Consider the following 15861-nt stretch of genomic DNA (forward strand, 5'->3'; position numbering starts at 1 on the left):
TGTTCACTTGAGCAGCTCCCGGCACACAGGTTTGTCGTGGGCCACACCCAGCAGTTCGCAGACGGTGCCGCAGATTTCAGTCTGTTTCGGTGCGGCGTTGGCATTGAAGCTGAAAGCGTCGCCGAGCACGAACAACGGTACTTCGCGTTCTTCCGGCAGCAGGCCGTTGTGGGAGCGGTCGTTGTTCATGCCGTGGTCGGCGGTCACCAGCACCTGGTATCCGGCGTCGAGCCAGCCTTGCAGATAGTCGGCGAGGAAGATGTCGGCGAAGCGGGCGCTGTTGCGGTATTGCGGGGTGTCGAGACCGTGCTTGTGCCCGGCGTCGTCGATGTTCATGGGGTGGACCAGTAAAAAGTTCGGCGCATGACGCAGGCGCAGGTTTTCGGCGTCGGCGAACAGGTGCGAGTCCGGGTAGTGATCGCTCCAGTAGAAATGACCGTGCTGGATTGGCAGGTTAGGGTCGTCGGTGTGACGATCCCGTGCGGCAATAAACGGCGAACGGTTATACAGCTCGCTGACCCAGTGATAGGCCGCGGCGGCGGTTACAAGGCCGGCATCGCTGGCGTAGTGATAGATGCTGCGCTGGTTGGACAGGCGTGAGACGTTGTTGTGAACGATGCCACTGTCGATCGGCGTGACGCCGGTCAGGATGCACTCGTAAAGCGGTCGGGACAGGGCCGGCAGTTCGCACTCCAGTTTGTAGAGCGCCGCGCGTCCTGCGCCGACATAAGCCTGCAGGTGCCCCATGGCGTGACGGGCGACCTCGTAATTGAGGCCGTCGAGCACGACAAGGATGACGTTGTGCTTCATAGGGGCGATGACTCCGCAAACAGATGATTCAAGTACGCAACGAATCCCTGTGGGAGCGAGCTTGCTCGCGATAGCGGTATGACATTCAACATCTGCGTCGAATGTTCAGCCGTCATCGCGAGCAAGCTCGCTCCCACATTGGATCTCCATCAGATCTCCAAATGGGGATCTACCGCATTACTGCTTCATATTGACGATGACTTCTTCCTGCCACTTCTGAGGAAGGGCTTTGGAGGTCTTTTCCCATGCGTCTGCGTCTTTGATCGGCGTGACCTTTTTGTACTGCTCGTTAGGCAGCAATTGGGCCTGAACTTCGGGCGGCAGAGTCAGATGCTCGGCGCGGATCGGACGGGCGTTACCGCGTGCCAGATTGGTCTGGCCGGCGTCGCTGAAGATGTATTCGCGGGCCAGTTTGGCGGCATTCGGGTGCTTGGCGTATTTGTTGATGATGGTGGTGTAACCGGAGATCACCGAGCCATCGGATGGAATCAGCACGGTGTAGTCATCCGGGTTAACCATTTTGGCCTTGTAGCTCAGACCGTTGAAGTCCCAGACCACGCCGACTTCGATTTCACCCTTTTCCATGGTGGCAATTGTCGGGTTGGCCATCGACAGGCGGCCTTGCTTGGCGATCTCGGAAAACAGATCCAGCGCCGGCTGGAGATTTTTCTCATTGCCACCATTGGCGAGCGCGGCAGCCAGAACACCATTGGCGGCTTGGGCAGCGGTGCTCACATCACCGATGGAGACTTTGTATTTGCCGTCCTTGAGGTCAGCCCATTTGGTCGGAGCGTCGGAGCCGTGCAGCAACTTGTTGTTGACGATGAACGCGATGGTGCCGGTGTAGGCGAGCGCCCAGTTGCCGTCCTTATCCTTTGCCCAGCTCGGGATCTGATCCCAGGTGCTTGGCTTGTAAGGTTGTACAACGCCTTGCTTCACCGCGATCGGACCGAACGCTGCACCGACATCACCGATATCGGCCGTGGCGTTGTCTTTTTCAGCGGCGAACTTGGCGATTTCCTGAGCCGAGCTCATGTCGGTGTCGATGTGTTTCAGGCCGTAGTTCTTGGCCAGGTCATCCCAGGTGCCTTTCCAGTTGGCCCAGTTGTCGGGCATGCCGACGCTGTTGACCTCACCTTCCGCTTTCGCCGCGGCTTCAAGGGTTTTCAAATCGGTATCAGCCGCCATCGCGGCGGTGCACATGGCAATGGTCGAGCCTAACAGTGAGGCCAGGAAAAGCTGTTTCATCCGAAGCTCCTTTGGGCGTTTTCAACGCTGCGATTGCGGTTGTGTTGGTCTAGGTCAGCAATACCTGAGCCAATTTAGGCGCCTCTGATGACATTTTGATGTCGACGATCGGTCGGCCTATATTTCTTGAGCGGCAATGCTCAGGCTTCGGAGTAAGCGTAGACCATGGCTAATAGGCTGATATAAAAGGACTTGGCCGTGAATTTGCAGGTGTCTGGATCAACCGTTCGGCGGCTTTGTCATCTGTCAGTCATGTGCAGTGCCTAGGCTTGTCGGGAGTTGAGGGAACCGATTTGAATCGCAGTTCCGCCCCGAAACAGTGCTGGTCTAGTCCAGATAGGTAACGTTGATGCGCATCGAGACAACCAAAGCGGTGACAGCCATCGGGCAGGTTCTGCAGGAACAGCTCGACCATGGCCTGTTGGCGCCCGGGAGCAAACTGCCGGCCGAGCGCAAGCTCAGTGAGTTGTTCGGTACCACCCGGATCACCGTGCGTGAAGCGTTGTTGCAACTGGAAGCCCAAGGGCAGATTTATCGGGAGGAGCGCCGTGGCTGGTTCGTGTCGCCACCGCGCCTGGCCTATAACCTGATGCAGCGCAGTCACTTTCACGCGATGGTCAGTGCACAGGGGCGGGTGCCATCCACCGAGGTGATTTCCGCGCGGTTGCAACCGGCGTCGGCGGCGGTCTGTGCCTGGTTGCAGTTGCCGGCGTTGTCCAGTGTGATTCAGATTTGTCGGGCACGGCGGATTGATGAGCGGCTGGTGTTGTATGTGGAGCACTATTTGAATCCGCAGTTTTTTCCGGGGATTCTGGATTTCGATTTGAATCAGTCGATTACCGAGCTGTATGCGCGGCACTACGACTTGCACTATGGGCGGGTGCGTTTCGAGATTGTGCCGACGGCGTTGTCGGTGGATGCGGCGGCGGCTTTACGGGTGTCGGTGGGGAGTCCGGGGTTGCGCATCGCTCGGGTCAATTACGATCAACATGAGCGGTTGATCGATTGTGATCTGGAGTTTTGGCGGCACGATGCGATTCATGTCGGGGTCGATGTGGTCTGAGCCTGGGCGCCACAGGCCTCGGTTCTATCATTACCCGAATCGGTAAATGTCCATGCCCAGGGCGCCCATGGTGAATCCCTTGTGGCTCACGCTGAATGTCCCTCCCGCACCGCGCGCAAAGTACAACGGCAACAAATGTTCATCACTGGGATGGTTGCGCACGGCATTCGGTGCTTGCTGACGGTAATCGTGCAAAGCGGTTTCGTCGTTGGCAGCGAGTTTTTCGATCATCCAGTCACGAAATGCCTGGGCCCAGGGTTCGACGCTTTCTGTGCCGGCGTGCCAGTCCAGTTCGCGCAGGTTGTGGGTAATGCTCCCGGAACCGATCAGCAGCACGCCGTGTTCGCGCAGACTGGCCAGGGCATGACCGACGCGGGTTTGCAGGGCCGGGCCGCCGCGGGTGGGCAGCGAGACTTGCACCACGGGGATGTCGGCTTGTGGATACATCAATGACAAGGGCACCCAGACACCATGGTCAAACGGCCGTTCGGCGTCGATGCGTGCGGGCAGGCCATCGCTCTTCAACAGTTCGACAACCTCTGCGGCCAATTGTGGATTGCCGGGCGCCGGGTATTGCACGTCGAACAACGCCTGCGGAAAGCCACCGAAGTCATGCCAGGTTTCAGGCTGGGGATTGCCGCTGACGAGCAACTCATTGCTTTCCCAATGCGCAGAAACAATTACGATGGCTTTGGGTTTCGGCAATTCTGCGGCCAGGCGAGCGAGGGCAGGCCCGCTGGCGCCCGGTTCCAGTGCCAACATGGGCGAGCCATGGGATATGTACAGGCTGGGGAACATGAATGAGCTCCTGAGGGGTAAGATGGCACCATCTTCAGTCAGATCATTGATCTAAATCTAATATAAGTTTTAGAGTCTTTTGATCGAATTTTCGGGATTAATTATGCAGCCGGAGTTTTGGCACAAGCGGTGGACGTCGAATCAGATCGGCTTCCACCTGCCGGAAGTGAATCCATATCTGCAACGGTACTGGCCGCAGCTGGGCCTGGAAGAGGGCTCGCGCGTACTGGTGCCGCTATGTGGGAAAAGCCTGGATCTGCTGTGGCTGGCGAAATGCGGTCATGAGGTGTTGGGCGTCGAGTTGTCGGAAAAAGCGGTGGAAGACTTTTTCCACGAGCATCAATTTGATCCGGACGTCAGCGACCAAGGCCCCTTCACGGTCTATCGTGCGGGCTCGATTGAGATCTGGTGTGGTGATTTCTTCGCGCTGACGGCCGGCGATGTCGCCGATTGTAGTGCGCTGTACGACCGCGCTGCGTTAATCGCCTTGCCACCGAAGATGCGCGAGCAATACGCCGAGCATCTGAAGCGGATTGTGCCGAAGGATTCGTTGGGGCTGCTGATTACCCTGGACTACGAGCAGACGCAAATGGACGGTCCGCCGTTTGCCGTGCTGGATGACGAAGTGCAACGGTTATTCGGTGCTTCGTGGGAGTTGAAGATTCTGGAGGACCAGGACGTTCTGGGCGAGAGCTGGAAGTTCCTGGAAAGCGGTGTTACGCGGCTTGAAGAGCGGGTTTATCGGGTTTCCAGCTGACAGATTTGTATTGTTTGTGCTGGCCCCATCGCGAGCAAGCTCGCTCCCACAGTAGACAGCGTCTGCCTGAGCGACTCGGTCAACTGTGGGAGCGAGCTTGCTCGCGATGGGGCCCGAATGAACACTGCAAAAATCAGCAGACAAAAAAAGGCCCGCATTCAATGCGGGCCTTTTCTTTTAGTGCGGAACGTCTCAGCCCCGACGACGCAGTGCGTCGATGCGCTCTTCCAGCGGCGGGTGGCTCATGAACATGCGGGCGAACCCTTGTTTGATGCCACCGTTGATGCCGAAAGCCGTCAGGGTGTCCGGCATGTGCACCGGCAGCCCCTGTTCGGCACGCAGGCGTTGCAGGGCGCCGATCATTGCGGCGGTGCCAGCCAGACGTGCACCGGCTTCGTCTGCACGGAATTCGCGTTTACGCGAGAACCACATGACGATGGCGCTGGCCAGAATGCCCAGAACCAGTTCGGCGAAGATGGTCGCCACGTAGTAGGCGATGCCTTGGCCTTCTTCGTTCTTGAAAATCACCTTGTCGACAAAGTTGCCGATGATCCGTGCGAAGAACATCACGAAGGTGTTCACCACGCCCTGGACCAATGCCAGGGTGACCATGTCGCCATTGGCTACGTGGCCGATTTCGTGGGCCAGAACGGCTTTCACTTCATCTGGCGAGAAACGCTCGAGCAGCCCTTGGCTGACCGCGACCAACGCGTCGTTCTTGTTCCAGCCAGTGGCAAAGGCGTTCGCCTCGTAGGCCGGGAAAATACCGACTTCGGGCATCTTGATCCCGGCTTCCCGGGACAATTGCTCGACGGTTTGCAGCAGCCATTGCTCGTGACGTGTGCGCGGCTGGCTGATGATTTGGGTGCTGGTGCTCATCTTCGCCATCCACTTGGAGATGAACAGCGAGAACAGCGAACCGGCGAAACCAAAGACCGCACAGAAAATCAGCAGCTGATTGAGGTTGAGATCAACCCCGTTGGCCGCCATGAACCCGTTGAAGCCGAAAAGGCTCAGGGTGATGCTGGCAATCAGCACGACCGCCAGGTTAGTGGCCAAAAACAGCAGGATGCGCATCATGGTTGTAGAAATCTCCTCATGCTAAAGATGTAGCGTACTGCGGGGTATATAAGGTGCTGACCCGGGCTATTCAACCGGGTGACTATTTCAAACTGTGTCCTACGGCAACAGTCTAGCTGCTTGCAGGGCATTTCCGACGCAGGCGCCGGAGGTGTTTGTCAGCCGATTAATCGCCCAGGCCCCCGTCGTTGTTAGACACGAGCACACAGCGAGTCATCATTGAGCGCTTCAAGCAACGATGTGCGGCAGGGCGCAAAGATATGTTGCTGAATTAATCACCGTGCGACTTTCTCAAGCCGTCGCACGGTGACAGTCAGCTTATTGGCGGTAGGACTTGAGGAAGTTGCCGATACGTCCGATGGCCATGTCCAGGTCATCCACGCGCGGCAGGGTCACCACACGGAAGTGGTCCGGCCATGGCCAATTGAAGGCGGTGCCTTGCACCACCAGCAGCTTCTCCGACAGCAGCAGGTCGAGCACGAATTTCTCGTCGTTATGGATCGGGCAGACTTTCGGGTCGATCCGTGGGAACGCATACAGCGCGCCCATTGGCTTGACGCAGCTCACGCCGGGAATGTCGTTGAGTAGTTCCCAGGTGCGATTGCGCTGTTCCAACAGTCGTCCGTTGGGCAATATCAGATCATTGATGCTCTGGTAGCCGCCGAGGGCGGTCTGGATCGCATGCTGGCTCGGTACGTTGGCACACAGGCGCATGTTCGCCAGCATGTCGATGCCTTCGATGTAGCTCTGGGCGTGGTGTTTCGGGCCGGAAATGGCGATCCAGCCAGAACGGAAGCCGGCCACGCGATAAGACTTGGACAGACCGTTGAACGTCAGGCACAGCAGGTCTGGCGCCAGGGAAGCCGTGCAGATGTGCACGGCATCGTCGTACAGAATCTTGTCGTAGATTTCGTCGGAAAAAACCACCAGGTTGTGCTGACGGGCCAGTTCCAGCATGCCCAGCAGGACTTCTTTCGAATACACCGCGCCGGTCGGGTTGTTTGGGTTGATGATCACCAGTGCTTTGGTGTTCGGGGTGATCTTGGCCTTGATGTCGGCCAGATCCGGCCACCAGTTGGCCTGCTCGTCGCACAGGTAATGCACCGGGTTGCCGCCCGACAGGCTCACCGCGGCGGTCCACAGCGGGTAGTCCGGGGCCGGCACCAGCACTTCGTCGCCGTTGTTGAGCAGGGCCTGCATCGACATCACGATCAGCTCGGAAACGCCGTTGCCCAAATAGATGTCTTCAATGCCGACGCCTTCTACCTGCTTTTGCTGGTAGTACTGCATCACGGCCTTGCGGGCGCTGAACAGGCCTTTGGAATCGCTGTAGCCCTGAGCAGTCGGCAGGTTGCGGATGACGTCCTGGAGGATTTCATCCGGCGCTTCGAAACCAAAAGGCGCCGGGTTGCCGATGTTCAGCTTGAGGATGCGATGGCCTTCCTCTTCCAGGCGTTTGGCGTGCTTGAGCACTGGGCCGCGAATGTCGTAGCAGACGTTGGCGAGCTTGTTCGATTTGCTGACCTGCATGGCGATGTGTTCCCGAAAATGAACGATCCAGGCGGCGTATGAACGACCGTACTGGGAATCCTGCGTATTCACACAGGCCTGACGCCTTGAGAGGCAGCACCCATAAATCCGTTTGAATGCGCGTGGTCTGGCTGCCAGACTGGCGTTTGACGAGGCGCAATCATACGTGCCGCCCGATCCGTGGAAAAGGTACAGATCGGGCTTTTTCAGCTGCTGAGGTGTGATGATGGAAAAGTTGGAAAAAACCCTGGAAGAATGGAAAGCAATGCTCGACCCGGAGCAGTACAACGTTTGCCGCCTCAAGGGCACCGAGCGACCGTTCTCCGGCAAATATAACGACACCAAAACCGACGGTGTTTACCACTGCATCTGCTGTAACGAGCCGCTGTTTGATTCCAAGACCAAATTCGACTCCGGCTGCGGCTGGCCGAGCTTCTACGCGCCAATCGGCGACAGCGCCATGGTCGAGATCCGTGATGTCAGCCACGGCATGATCCGTACCGAAGTGGTCTGCGCCAAATGCGAAGCGCACCTGGGGCACGTGTTCCCGGACGGCCCGCCGCCGACCGGCCTGCGTTATTGCATCAACTCGGTGTGCCTGGACCTGGTACCGCGCTCGTAATGCGAGCCCTGCAGGAGCTGCCGAAGGCTGCGATCTTTTGACCCTGATCTTGATTTTTCTCGCGCTAGCTGGAGATCAAGATCAAAAGATCGCAGCCTTCGGCAGCTCCTACAGTGATCGTCGCGAGTCGAGCAGTTGATCGACGATTGATTTATTAAATTGCACACAATTCAATTGCTCGCTATGTTTGTCTCATCTTCCCTTATTTTGAGTCCTAACCATGAGCGACAACCTGCTGAGCATCCCTTGCACCACCATCAAGGGTGAGCAAAAGACCCTGGCGGATTTCGCCGGCAAGGCCGTGTTGGTGGTCAATACCGCGAGCAAATGCGGCTTCACCCCGCAGTACAAAGGCCTTGAAGAGTTGTGGCAGACCTACAAGGATCAAGGTCTGGTGGTGCTGGGTTTTCCGTGTAACCAGTTCGGCAAGCAAGAGCCAGGCAACGAAGGGGCGATTTCCGAGTTCTGCGAGTTGAACTTCGGCGTCAGTTTTCCGCTGTTCAAAAAGATTGAGGTCAATGGCGCCGATGCCCATCCGCTGTTCGTTCAACTGAAAAAGCGCGCGCCGGGTGTGCTGGGCTCCCAGGGCATCAAGTGGAATTTCACCAAGTTTCTTATTGGCAAGGATGGCCAGTTGGTCAAGCGCTTCGCCCCCGCGACCAAGCCGCAGGACCTGACCCGCGAGATCGAAGCCCTGCTCAAATGAACACCTTGTCAGTCGATTCCCTGAAGCTTGACAGTCAACTGTGCTTCAAGCTGTACGCCGCTTCCCGGGCGGTGATCCGCGCCTACAAACCGATGCTCGATCAGCTCGGCCTGACCTACCCGCAATACCTGGCGATGCTGGTGTTGTGGGAATGGCAGGAGGCAGCCCCAGAGCAGCCGACGGTCAAGGCGTTGGGCGAACGCCTGGCGCTGGATTCCGGCACGCTGACGCCGTTGCTCAAGCGTCTTGAGCAACTGCAACTGGTTCAGCGTCAGCGCTCGGCGCGGGACGAGCGTGAAGTGCACTTGAGCCTGTCGCCAACCGGCAAGGCCTTGCGTGATCAGGTCGGGCCTCTCAAGGCTCGTCTGTTATGCGACAGCGGTGTGGATCTGGATCGCCTGAATGCTCTGCGCGATGGTCTTGATCACCTTTTGGGGCAAATCAAAGCACTGTCGTAGCAGGGACCCACAAGTCCAGCAGCGCCGCCAACTCTTCCCTGCGGAAGGGTTTTGCCAGGTAATCGCTCATGCCTGCCGCACGACAGCGTTCGCGCTCTTCGGACATGGCGTTGGCGGTCAGGGCGACGATGGGCAGCTGTGGCCAGCGTCCGCTGCGACGGATTTGCCGACTGGCCTCGTAGCCGTCCATCACCGGCATGTTGCAGTCCATCAGCACCAGATCGAATTCGCTCTGCTCCAGCTGATCCAGCGCCTCACCACCGTGACCGGCGACAATCACCTCGCAACCGAGTTTTCCGAGCATCCCCTTGGCCACCAGTTGGTTGACCGGATTGTCCTCCACCAGCAGCACGCGTCCGCGTCGTTGTGGGGAGAGGGCGTCGAGCCGTGCACCGTTGATCGTGTTGAGTTCCGGCTGCAGGGTTCGCCGTAGCGTCTGGTACAGCGCGTTGCGTGCCAGAGGCCGCGCCTGTTGCTGTAAGGGGGCAAGGGCGAGGGCTTCTTCGCTGGGCATGAAACTGCCGTAAGCGGTGACCAGCAGAATGGGCGCTGTACACGAAGGACGCAGGCCAAACAGGCATTCGGGACAATCGGTAATCAGAACATCCGGGTTCAGGCCCAGCAACGAGTCATCGATGGAACGCTGCTCATAGTCGAGCCCCCAGCCGGGCAACACACTGCTCAACAGTTCTGCCAGACCGCTGCTGGCGGCGGTGATGGCGATGACCTTGCCCTGTAAAGAGGCGGGGGGAAGGGCGCGGGTGTGGCTGGGCAGCGGCAGATCCGCACAGAACTGGCTGCCGAAGCCTGCTTCCGAGCTGATGGTGAGGCGCCCTTGCATGGCTTCGCAGAGGTTGTAGGTCAGTGCCAGGCCCAGCCCGGTCCCGCCGAATTGCCGGGTAATGCCGGCACCCGCCTGCGTGAAGGGCTGGAAGATCTTGACCTGGGCGTCCTGGGCGATACCGATGCCGGTGTCGCAGACTTCGATTCTGACGCCGTCCTCGAACGTCGACAGGCGCACATCCACGCGACCGAAACGGGTGAACTTGAGGGCATTGGACAAGAGGTTGCTGACGATCTGTCGGACCCGGGTCGGATCCCCGAGCACCAGGGCCGGAAAGTGCGGGTCGATCAGGCAGCTCAGCTCGACACTTGGCGCGGCGTTTTGCGATAGCAGGTTGGCGGTGTCTTCGATCAGCGAGCCGAGGTCGAACGGAATATGTTCGAGCTCAAGTTGGCCGGCATCGAACTTCGACAGATCGAGAATATCGTTGAGCAGTTCCACCAGTACTTTGCCCGAGTCATGGGCGATGGACAGCTGTTGCTGTTGCTCGGCGTTGAGCGGGCCGTCCAGGGACAGCGCGATCATCCCCAGCAGGCCGTTGAGCGGCGTACGGATCTCGTGGCTCATGTTGGCCAGGAACACCGAGCGCGCTTCGGCCATGTCCAGGGCGGTGCTGCGGGCGACTTCCAGCTCCTCGTTGGATTGGCTGAGCCGGGAGTTGATCGCCTTGAGTTCCGCAGTGCGGGCCGAGACGATGTTCTCCAATTGCCCGAGGTAGTCGGTCAGGCGGTTTTCCGCGTTGCGTCGTTGCTGGATTTCGGTGGCGATGTTTTCGAATTGTTGATTGGCAACCTTGACCAGTACACCGATTTCATCGTTTTCATGGTCCGTCGGACACTCCAGCGACGTCGACTCCGTGCTGCGCGGGTCGCGACTGCTAAGTTCACGGATGACCCGCACCAACGGCTTGGTCAGCATCACGTAGAACAGCGCCAGCAGGATGCCAGTCAGCAGCAGGCTGCGAGCGAAGCCATTGAGCAGGGTCACCTCGGCTCGACGCAGGAACCGGTTGCCGAATGAATAGGTGTCGACATCCAGGCGCAGGGTGCCGAGGGATTCGGTTGGCAAGTGATCCAGGTAGAGACGGTCTTCGAACTGTCGGTTGGCGCCGAACAGGAAGTCACTGATCACCCGATAACTGCTTTGCACGCCGGGGCGTTTGACGTTGGCCAGCACGGTATTGTTGTTGTCGGTCAATTGAGCACCGATGATCGCCGGCGAGCGCAACAGGCCCAGGGTCAGTTCCTGAGCGAGTTCGGCGTCGATGTTGTAGGCGATACGGGACGCGGGGTTGTGGCTGATTTCCAGCAATGACAGGATTTCGCGGTTGATGGAGGCGTCTTCACTGGCATAATCGATGCCTATTTGCAGCAGACTGAGCAGCGTGCCCAGAATGAAACCGACCAGCACAGTAAGCCTGGCTTGCTTGTAGGACAGCCGGTTGGTGAACTTGATATCCATGGGGTGTTGAACCACTTCCGTTTCCCTTCGCTGCTCAAGCATAGTCGATCATGCATGGATACCGATGTTCTCGCGAGCCCTTGTGCAAAGGGATGAACCGGACACCGAACGCTGTGTGTTGTTGCTGTATCGCCATCATTACTGTGAACGTGCCCGAGGAGAAGACGTGGATTCCCGATTGAATGCTTTTCTTGAACGCGCCGATGCCGTTCTGGCCCGTATCGAACCGCTGCTGCCAGCACCTCGGCAAACCATTGACTGGACTCACTGCCTCGCCGCGCGCTGGCAACGTGAGGGCCGCAGCGGTTTTCTGTTGCCGCTGCAAGTCAGCCTCGACACGCGTTTGACCGACCTGATCGGTGTCGACCGTCAAGTGGAGCAACTGGGGCGTAATACCCTACAGTTCCTCGACGGCATGCCGGCCAACCACGCGCTGCTCTGGGGCTCGCGTGGTACCGGTAAATCGTCGCTGGTTCGCGCCTTGCTGGCCGAACACGCCGAAGCCGGTTTGCGCTTGATCGAAATCGAGCGCGATCACCTGGCGGACTTGCCGCGTATTGTCGAACAGATCGCCAAGTTGCCCCAGCGTTTCGTGCTGTTCTGCGATGACCTGTCGTTCGAGTCGGGCGAGGGTGACTATCGCGTGCTCAAGAGCGTGCTCGACGGCTCTCTCGAACAGGCTCCGGATAACGTTTTGCTGTACGCCACGTCCAACCGCCGCCACCTGGTGCCGGAAAAGGAAAGCGATAACGAAAACTGGAAACGCGTGGACGGCGAACTCCATCCCAGCGAGGCGGTGGAAGACAAGATTGCGCTGTCGGATCGCTTTGGATTGTGGCTGTCGTTCTATCCGTTTACCCAGGAACACTTCCTCAACGTCGTCGAACACTGGATCGGTCAACTGGCCGACAAGGCGGGCCTTAAGTGGCAGCGAGACGAAGAACTGGACATCCTCGCGGTACGCTGGGCCACGGGCCGCGGTAATCGCAACGGACGTTGCGCGTATCAATTTGCCCGCTATTGGGTCGGGCTGAAGCTGTTGGAGCACAAGGCATGATTGATTTAGAGAAGAGCGGCCAGGGCCTCGAAGGTTACGGCATGTTGTGGGCGCAATTGGAGTCATTGCTGGCGGACGAGCGGGATTTCATTGCCAACGCCGCGCAGTTTTCTGCGTTCCTGTTCAACCAGCTCGATGACCTGAACTGGGCCGGGTTCTACCTCAATCGCAACGAAGAGCTGGTGCTTGGCCCGTTTCAGGGACAAATCGCCTGCGTGCGGATTCCGTTTGGCCGGGGCGTGTGCGGAGCGGCGGCGGCCACCTTGCAGACCCAGTTGGTCGAGGACGTGCACGCGTTCCCCGGGCACATCGCTTGCGACAGTGCGTCGAACAGCGAGCTGGTCGTGCCACTGGTCAAGGACGGTCGCCTGATCGGCGTGCTGGACCTCGATAGCCCGAAACTGGCGCGTTTTACCGCTGAGGATCAGGCCGGTATCGAGCAATTGGCGGCGATTTTCCTGCGCCTGACCGACTGCTGATCATGCCAGGCCTGCCTTGACCAGCAGGCTTGCCGGATCAACCGCATCGATCTGTTTGGGATCGAGGAATCGATCGGCGTACTGCAAGTAGATTTGCGCGTTGATGAACAGCCCGAACAACTCAGGATCGATGTGGGCATCCCGGCACATCGTGGCCATGATGCCCAGCGCTTCGCTCAACGACTTGGCTTTCTTGTAGGGGCGATCGGCGGCGGTCAGTGCTTCGAAAATATCGGCAATCGCCATCATCCGCGCCGGCAGGCTCATTTCTTCGCGCTTCAACTGTTTGGGATACCCGGTGCCGTCCATTTTCTCGTGGTGGCCGCCGGCGATCTCCGCGACGTTGGTGAGGTGGCCGGGGAAGGGCAGGTGGCTGAGCATCAGAATCGTCTGCACCATGTGGTGATTGATGATGTAGCGCTCCTCGCGGGTCAGGGTGCCTCGGGCAACGCTCAGGTTGTAGAGCTCGCCCCGGTTGTATTTGTAGCGCGGAACATCGAGTTTGAACCCCCAGGGATTATCCTCCGGAATCAGTTCGGCTTCGGCCCGTTCGAACAGGTGCTCGGGTTTGTCCGCCAGCAATGGCTCGCTGACCGGCAGAGTCGGTGCAGGGGTCCTGGCCTGACGCCGGTTCTCTTCCCAGGAAACGCCCAGTCGGTCATCCAGGGTTCGGATCCAGGTGCGTTGGGCGATGCTGCGCAGGCGTTGCTGGTCGGACTCGGCCATCGCCTCGCCACCCAGGTTGCAGCGGGCAACGAACGCGAAATCATGGTCCAGCCCAGCTAGCGTGGCGTTGCGCAGTCCGGCCAGGTGCTGCTCGTTACCGCCCAGGGCCGTGGCTTGCCAATAGCTGATCCAGGCATCGCGCTTGAGCACTTCGAAGCGGGTGCGGATTTCGTGAATACGGTCGTTAAGGGTTTCCAGCTTCGTGGCTTTATCGACCACATATTCCGGAGTGGTGACCTTGCCGCAGTCGTGCAGCCAGGCGGCGATGTGCAGCGCTTCCCATTCATCTTCGGTGGGTTGATAGCCACTGAAGGCCGGGTCCTGGCTGGCAGCGGCCGCTTGGGCGAGCATCAGGGTCAGCGCTGGCACTCGCTGGCAGTGACCGCCGGTATAGGGGCTTTTGGCGTCAATCGCACCCGCCAGTAGTTGAATGAAGGAATCCAGCAGTTGTTTTTGTTTGGCTTGCAGACGCTGACTTTCAATACTCACGGCGGCCGCGCCGGACACGGCCTGGAGGAACGCGATGCGGTCCGGACGAAGTTTCTCCAGATCGCACTGATTGCCGGTATCGGCCAACAGCAGGATCAGCAGGCCCACGGTTTCGTTATGACGATTGTGCAGCCGAATACCGATCAGGTGAACGCGGGGACACTCCAGCGCAAGCAACACCTTCTGCAAATCCCCGGCCTGTTCAAAACCCAGCGTGGTGACGATGTTGTCGGCATTCGACAGCTGTTGTAGCCATGCAGGGCTTTGCGGAGCCTGGAGATCGTGTCCTCGAAGATCAAATGACGGCAATGCCTGAGAGGTGCCGTTGACGACCAGACCATGGGGCTCCATTCGATCGCCATCACTTTCGCGCAGGTAGATCAGACCGGCCTGGGCCTGGCCGATTTTCACGGTTTCAAACAACACCCGTTCCAGCAAGGGGGCAAAGCGAGTCTCGGCGCTCAGGCTGTCGGTAATCTGGAAAAAACTCGCCAGGGTCTCTTTCATGCGAGTCATCGACACACTCAGTTGGTCGACTTCGAGCACGGGAGAGCGACGTGAAGCCGGAAAGTTGAAGTCAAAACTGCGAACCGCATCAGCCTCCCGCACCAGCGCGCGCAGGGGTTTAACCAGAATCCGCGAGGTCAGCCAGCCCAGCGGCAGGCACAGCAACAGCGTGGCCAGGGTAATCAGCGCGCCTTGCCAGCGCATGCGGTAGGCATCGACGAGTAACTCATCTTCCGGCACCAGCAGCGCCAGTTGCAGTCCCTGGGGGCCGCCCTCTTGCATGCGGCTGCGGGCAACGATCCATTGACGACCGGCGACATCCAGGCGATTACCTGCGGGGGGATTGTTGAGCAATGCGCCGAGGCTGGGGCTCAGGTCGGCGGCTTTGATCAGGCGAGCAGTCTGATCGTCGATGATCAGTTTGCTGCTGTCGGGATACGCGAGGGCATTCCCTTCAGCATCGAATAGCACTATTTCGGTACTGGGAGTCACGACATGTTTGGCCAGGGTTGCGGAGAGTTCCGCCAGGGTCAGGTCGGCACCCATGACGGCCTGTTCGCCGCTGCGCCGGGCAAGGGTAGTGCCGACATTGTGGGTGGAGAAAAAAATGTAGGGTTCGGTAGTGATCTGATCGCTGTCGCTGCGGGCGTTGTCATACCAGGCGCGGGTTCGCGGATCGTAGGTTTCGTCGGGGTTGTCCTGGCGGCTGATGAGGGCCAGATCCTGATCGAAAAACAATGATTGGGAGCGGACCTGACCGCTGTTGCCTGTTCGCTCAATGCTCCATACCTGATAAGCCGCAGTATCCGGTGCCTTGAGGAGCGTTTTCAGGTCGGGGGTTCGCAAGGGGCGAACCATGAAGAAATCGCCGTTGCCATAGCCCAGATACAGCGAGGCCAGGTCGGGATTGTCCTTCAGCGACTGGCTGAAGGGTTTGAGCAGCGCCAGGCGTTGCGCAAGGTCAGGTGCCTGGGTCGCCGGGTATTCCGCCAGCAGGGTCAGCAGATGGCGAATCGGCTCATAGGTGGCGTGCAGGTCGAGACGGATGTCCTGTTCGATGCGGTTGAAGAGCTTTTCACTGCTGGAAAGAATGATCTGCGTGGTTTGCTGGTAGTTGAAAAGGCCCAGCACCACGCCAGTCAGCAACAGCAGGAAAGTGAACATCACGCTGATATGGACGTGCAGGGGAAACCGCCGTTGATCCGGGCGCAGTGGGCTGGGCATTG

General features: G+C 58.9%; 14 protein-coding genes. 7 read left to right on the forward strand and 7 right to left on the reverse strand.

Going from position 1 to position 15861, the window contains the following annotated elements:
* Positions 1-3: 3 nt before the first annotated feature.
* Both EAH74_RS29035 and EAH74_RS29045 read right to left on the reverse strand, forming a co-directional pair.
* Complete coding sequence (locus tag EAH74_RS29035; protein WP_140683395.1) at positions 4-810, reverse strand: alkaline phosphatase family protein; 807 nt, start codon at positions 808-810, stop codon at positions 4-6.
* 177 nt (positions 811-987) lie between these two features.
* The gene (locus tag EAH74_RS29045) at positions 988-2058 is read right to left on the reverse strand and encodes an ABC transporter substrate-binding protein (RefSeq protein WP_140683398.1); all 1071 of its coding nucleotides are present in this window, start codon (positions 2056-2058) and stop codon (positions 988-990) included.
* Positions 2059-2407: 349 nt separating this feature from the next.
* Here EAH74_RS29045 and EAH74_RS29050 point away from each other — a divergent pair, with 349 nt between their 5' ends.
* Positions 2408-3121, forward strand: coding sequence for a UTRA domain-containing protein (locus tag EAH74_RS29050; RefSeq protein WP_008145862.1), 714 nt, complete (start codon positions 2408-2410; stop codon positions 3119-3121).
* A 30-nt stretch (positions 3122-3151) separates the two neighbouring features.
* On the opposite strand, the gene EAH74_RS29055 is transcribed toward EAH74_RS29050, so the two are convergent.
* Positions 3152-3919, reverse strand: coding sequence for a DODA-type extradiol aromatic ring-opening family dioxygenase (locus tag EAH74_RS29055; RefSeq protein WP_140683401.1), 768 nt, complete (start codon positions 3917-3919; stop codon positions 3152-3154).
* Between the two features lie 103 nt (positions 3920-4022).
* Here EAH74_RS29055 and EAH74_RS29060 point away from each other — a divergent pair, with 103 nt between their 5' ends.
* Positions 4023-4676 (forward strand): thiopurine S-methyltransferase, encoded by a 654-nt coding sequence (locus EAH74_RS29060; RefSeq protein ID WP_140683404.1) that lies wholly within the window; start codon positions 4023-4025, stop codon positions 4674-4676.
* 192 nt (positions 4677-4868) lie between these two features.
* Here EAH74_RS29060 and htpX read toward each other — a convergent pair whose 3' ends face one another.
* Both htpX and EAH74_RS29070 read right to left on the reverse strand, forming a co-directional pair.
* Entirely contained in the window at positions 4869-5756 is an 888-nt protein-coding gene (gene htpX / locus EAH74_RS29065; RefSeq protein ID WP_008145865.1) for a protease HtpX, read from the reverse strand.
* Positions 5757-6074: 318 nt separating this feature from the next.
* Positions 6075-7286 carry a pyridoxal phosphate-dependent aminotransferase gene (locus EAH74_RS29070; protein ID WP_111452405.1) on the reverse strand — a complete coding sequence of 404 codons (1212 nt, stop codon included), beginning with the start codon at positions 7284-7286 and terminating at the stop codon, positions 6075-6077.
* Positions 7287-7512: 226 nt separating this feature from the next.
* Here EAH74_RS29070 and msrB point away from each other — a divergent pair, with 226 nt between their 5' ends.
* The 3 genes from msrB to EAH74_RS29085 all read left to right on the forward strand — a co-directional run bounded on the left by msrB (position 7513) and on the right by EAH74_RS29085 (position 9072).
* Positions 7513-7908, forward strand: coding sequence for a peptide-methionine (R)-S-oxide reductase MsrB (msrB, locus tag EAH74_RS29075; protein WP_140683407.1), 396 nt, complete (start codon positions 7513-7515; stop codon positions 7906-7908).
* A gap of 220 nt (positions 7909-8128) precedes the next feature.
* A complete protein-coding gene (locus tag EAH74_RS29080) occupies positions 8129-8614 on the forward strand; it encodes a glutathione peroxidase (RefSeq protein ID WP_007983498.1) in 486 nt (161 codons plus the stop codon).
* Entirely contained in the window at positions 8611-9072 is a 462-nt protein-coding gene (locus tag EAH74_RS29085; protein ID WP_140683410.1) for a MarR family winged helix-turn-helix transcriptional regulator, read from the forward strand. Before EAH74_RS29080 ends, EAH74_RS29085 begins: the two co-directional genes overlap by 4 nt.
* On the opposite strand, the gene EAH74_RS29090 is transcribed toward EAH74_RS29085, so the two are convergent.
* A complete protein-coding gene (locus EAH74_RS29090; RefSeq protein WP_275671811.1) occupies positions 9056-11377 on the reverse strand; it encodes a hybrid sensor histidine kinase/response regulator in 2322 nt (773 codons plus the stop codon). The two genes, EAH74_RS29085 and EAH74_RS29090, sit on opposite strands and share 17 nt — an antisense overlap.
* 166 nt (positions 11378-11543) lie before the next feature.
* On the opposite strand from EAH74_RS29090, the gene EAH74_RS29095 reads away from it, so the two are divergent.
* On the forward strand, positions 11544-12434 hold the full coding sequence (locus tag EAH74_RS29095; protein WP_140683416.1) for an ATP-binding protein: 891 nt from the start codon (positions 11544-11546) through the stop codon (positions 12432-12434).
* On the forward strand, positions 12431-12913 hold the full coding sequence (locus EAH74_RS29100) for a GAF domain-containing protein (protein ID WP_140683418.1): 483 nt from the start codon (positions 12431-12433) through the stop codon (positions 12911-12913). The genes EAH74_RS29095 and EAH74_RS29100 overlap by 4 nt, the downstream gene beginning before the upstream one ends.
* Here EAH74_RS29100 and EAH74_RS29105 read toward each other — a convergent pair whose 3' ends face one another.
* Complete coding sequence (locus EAH74_RS29105; RefSeq protein WP_140683421.1) at positions 12914-15859, reverse strand: HD domain-containing phosphohydrolase; 2946 nt, start codon at positions 15857-15859, stop codon at positions 12914-12916.
* Positions 15860-15861: the final 2 nt, after the last annotated feature.

This window comes from Pseudomonas mandelii, from assembly GCF_006438925.1.
GTDB lineage: Bacteria > Pseudomonadota > Gammaproteobacteria > Pseudomonadales > Pseudomonadaceae > Aquipseudomonas > Aquipseudomonas mandelii_C.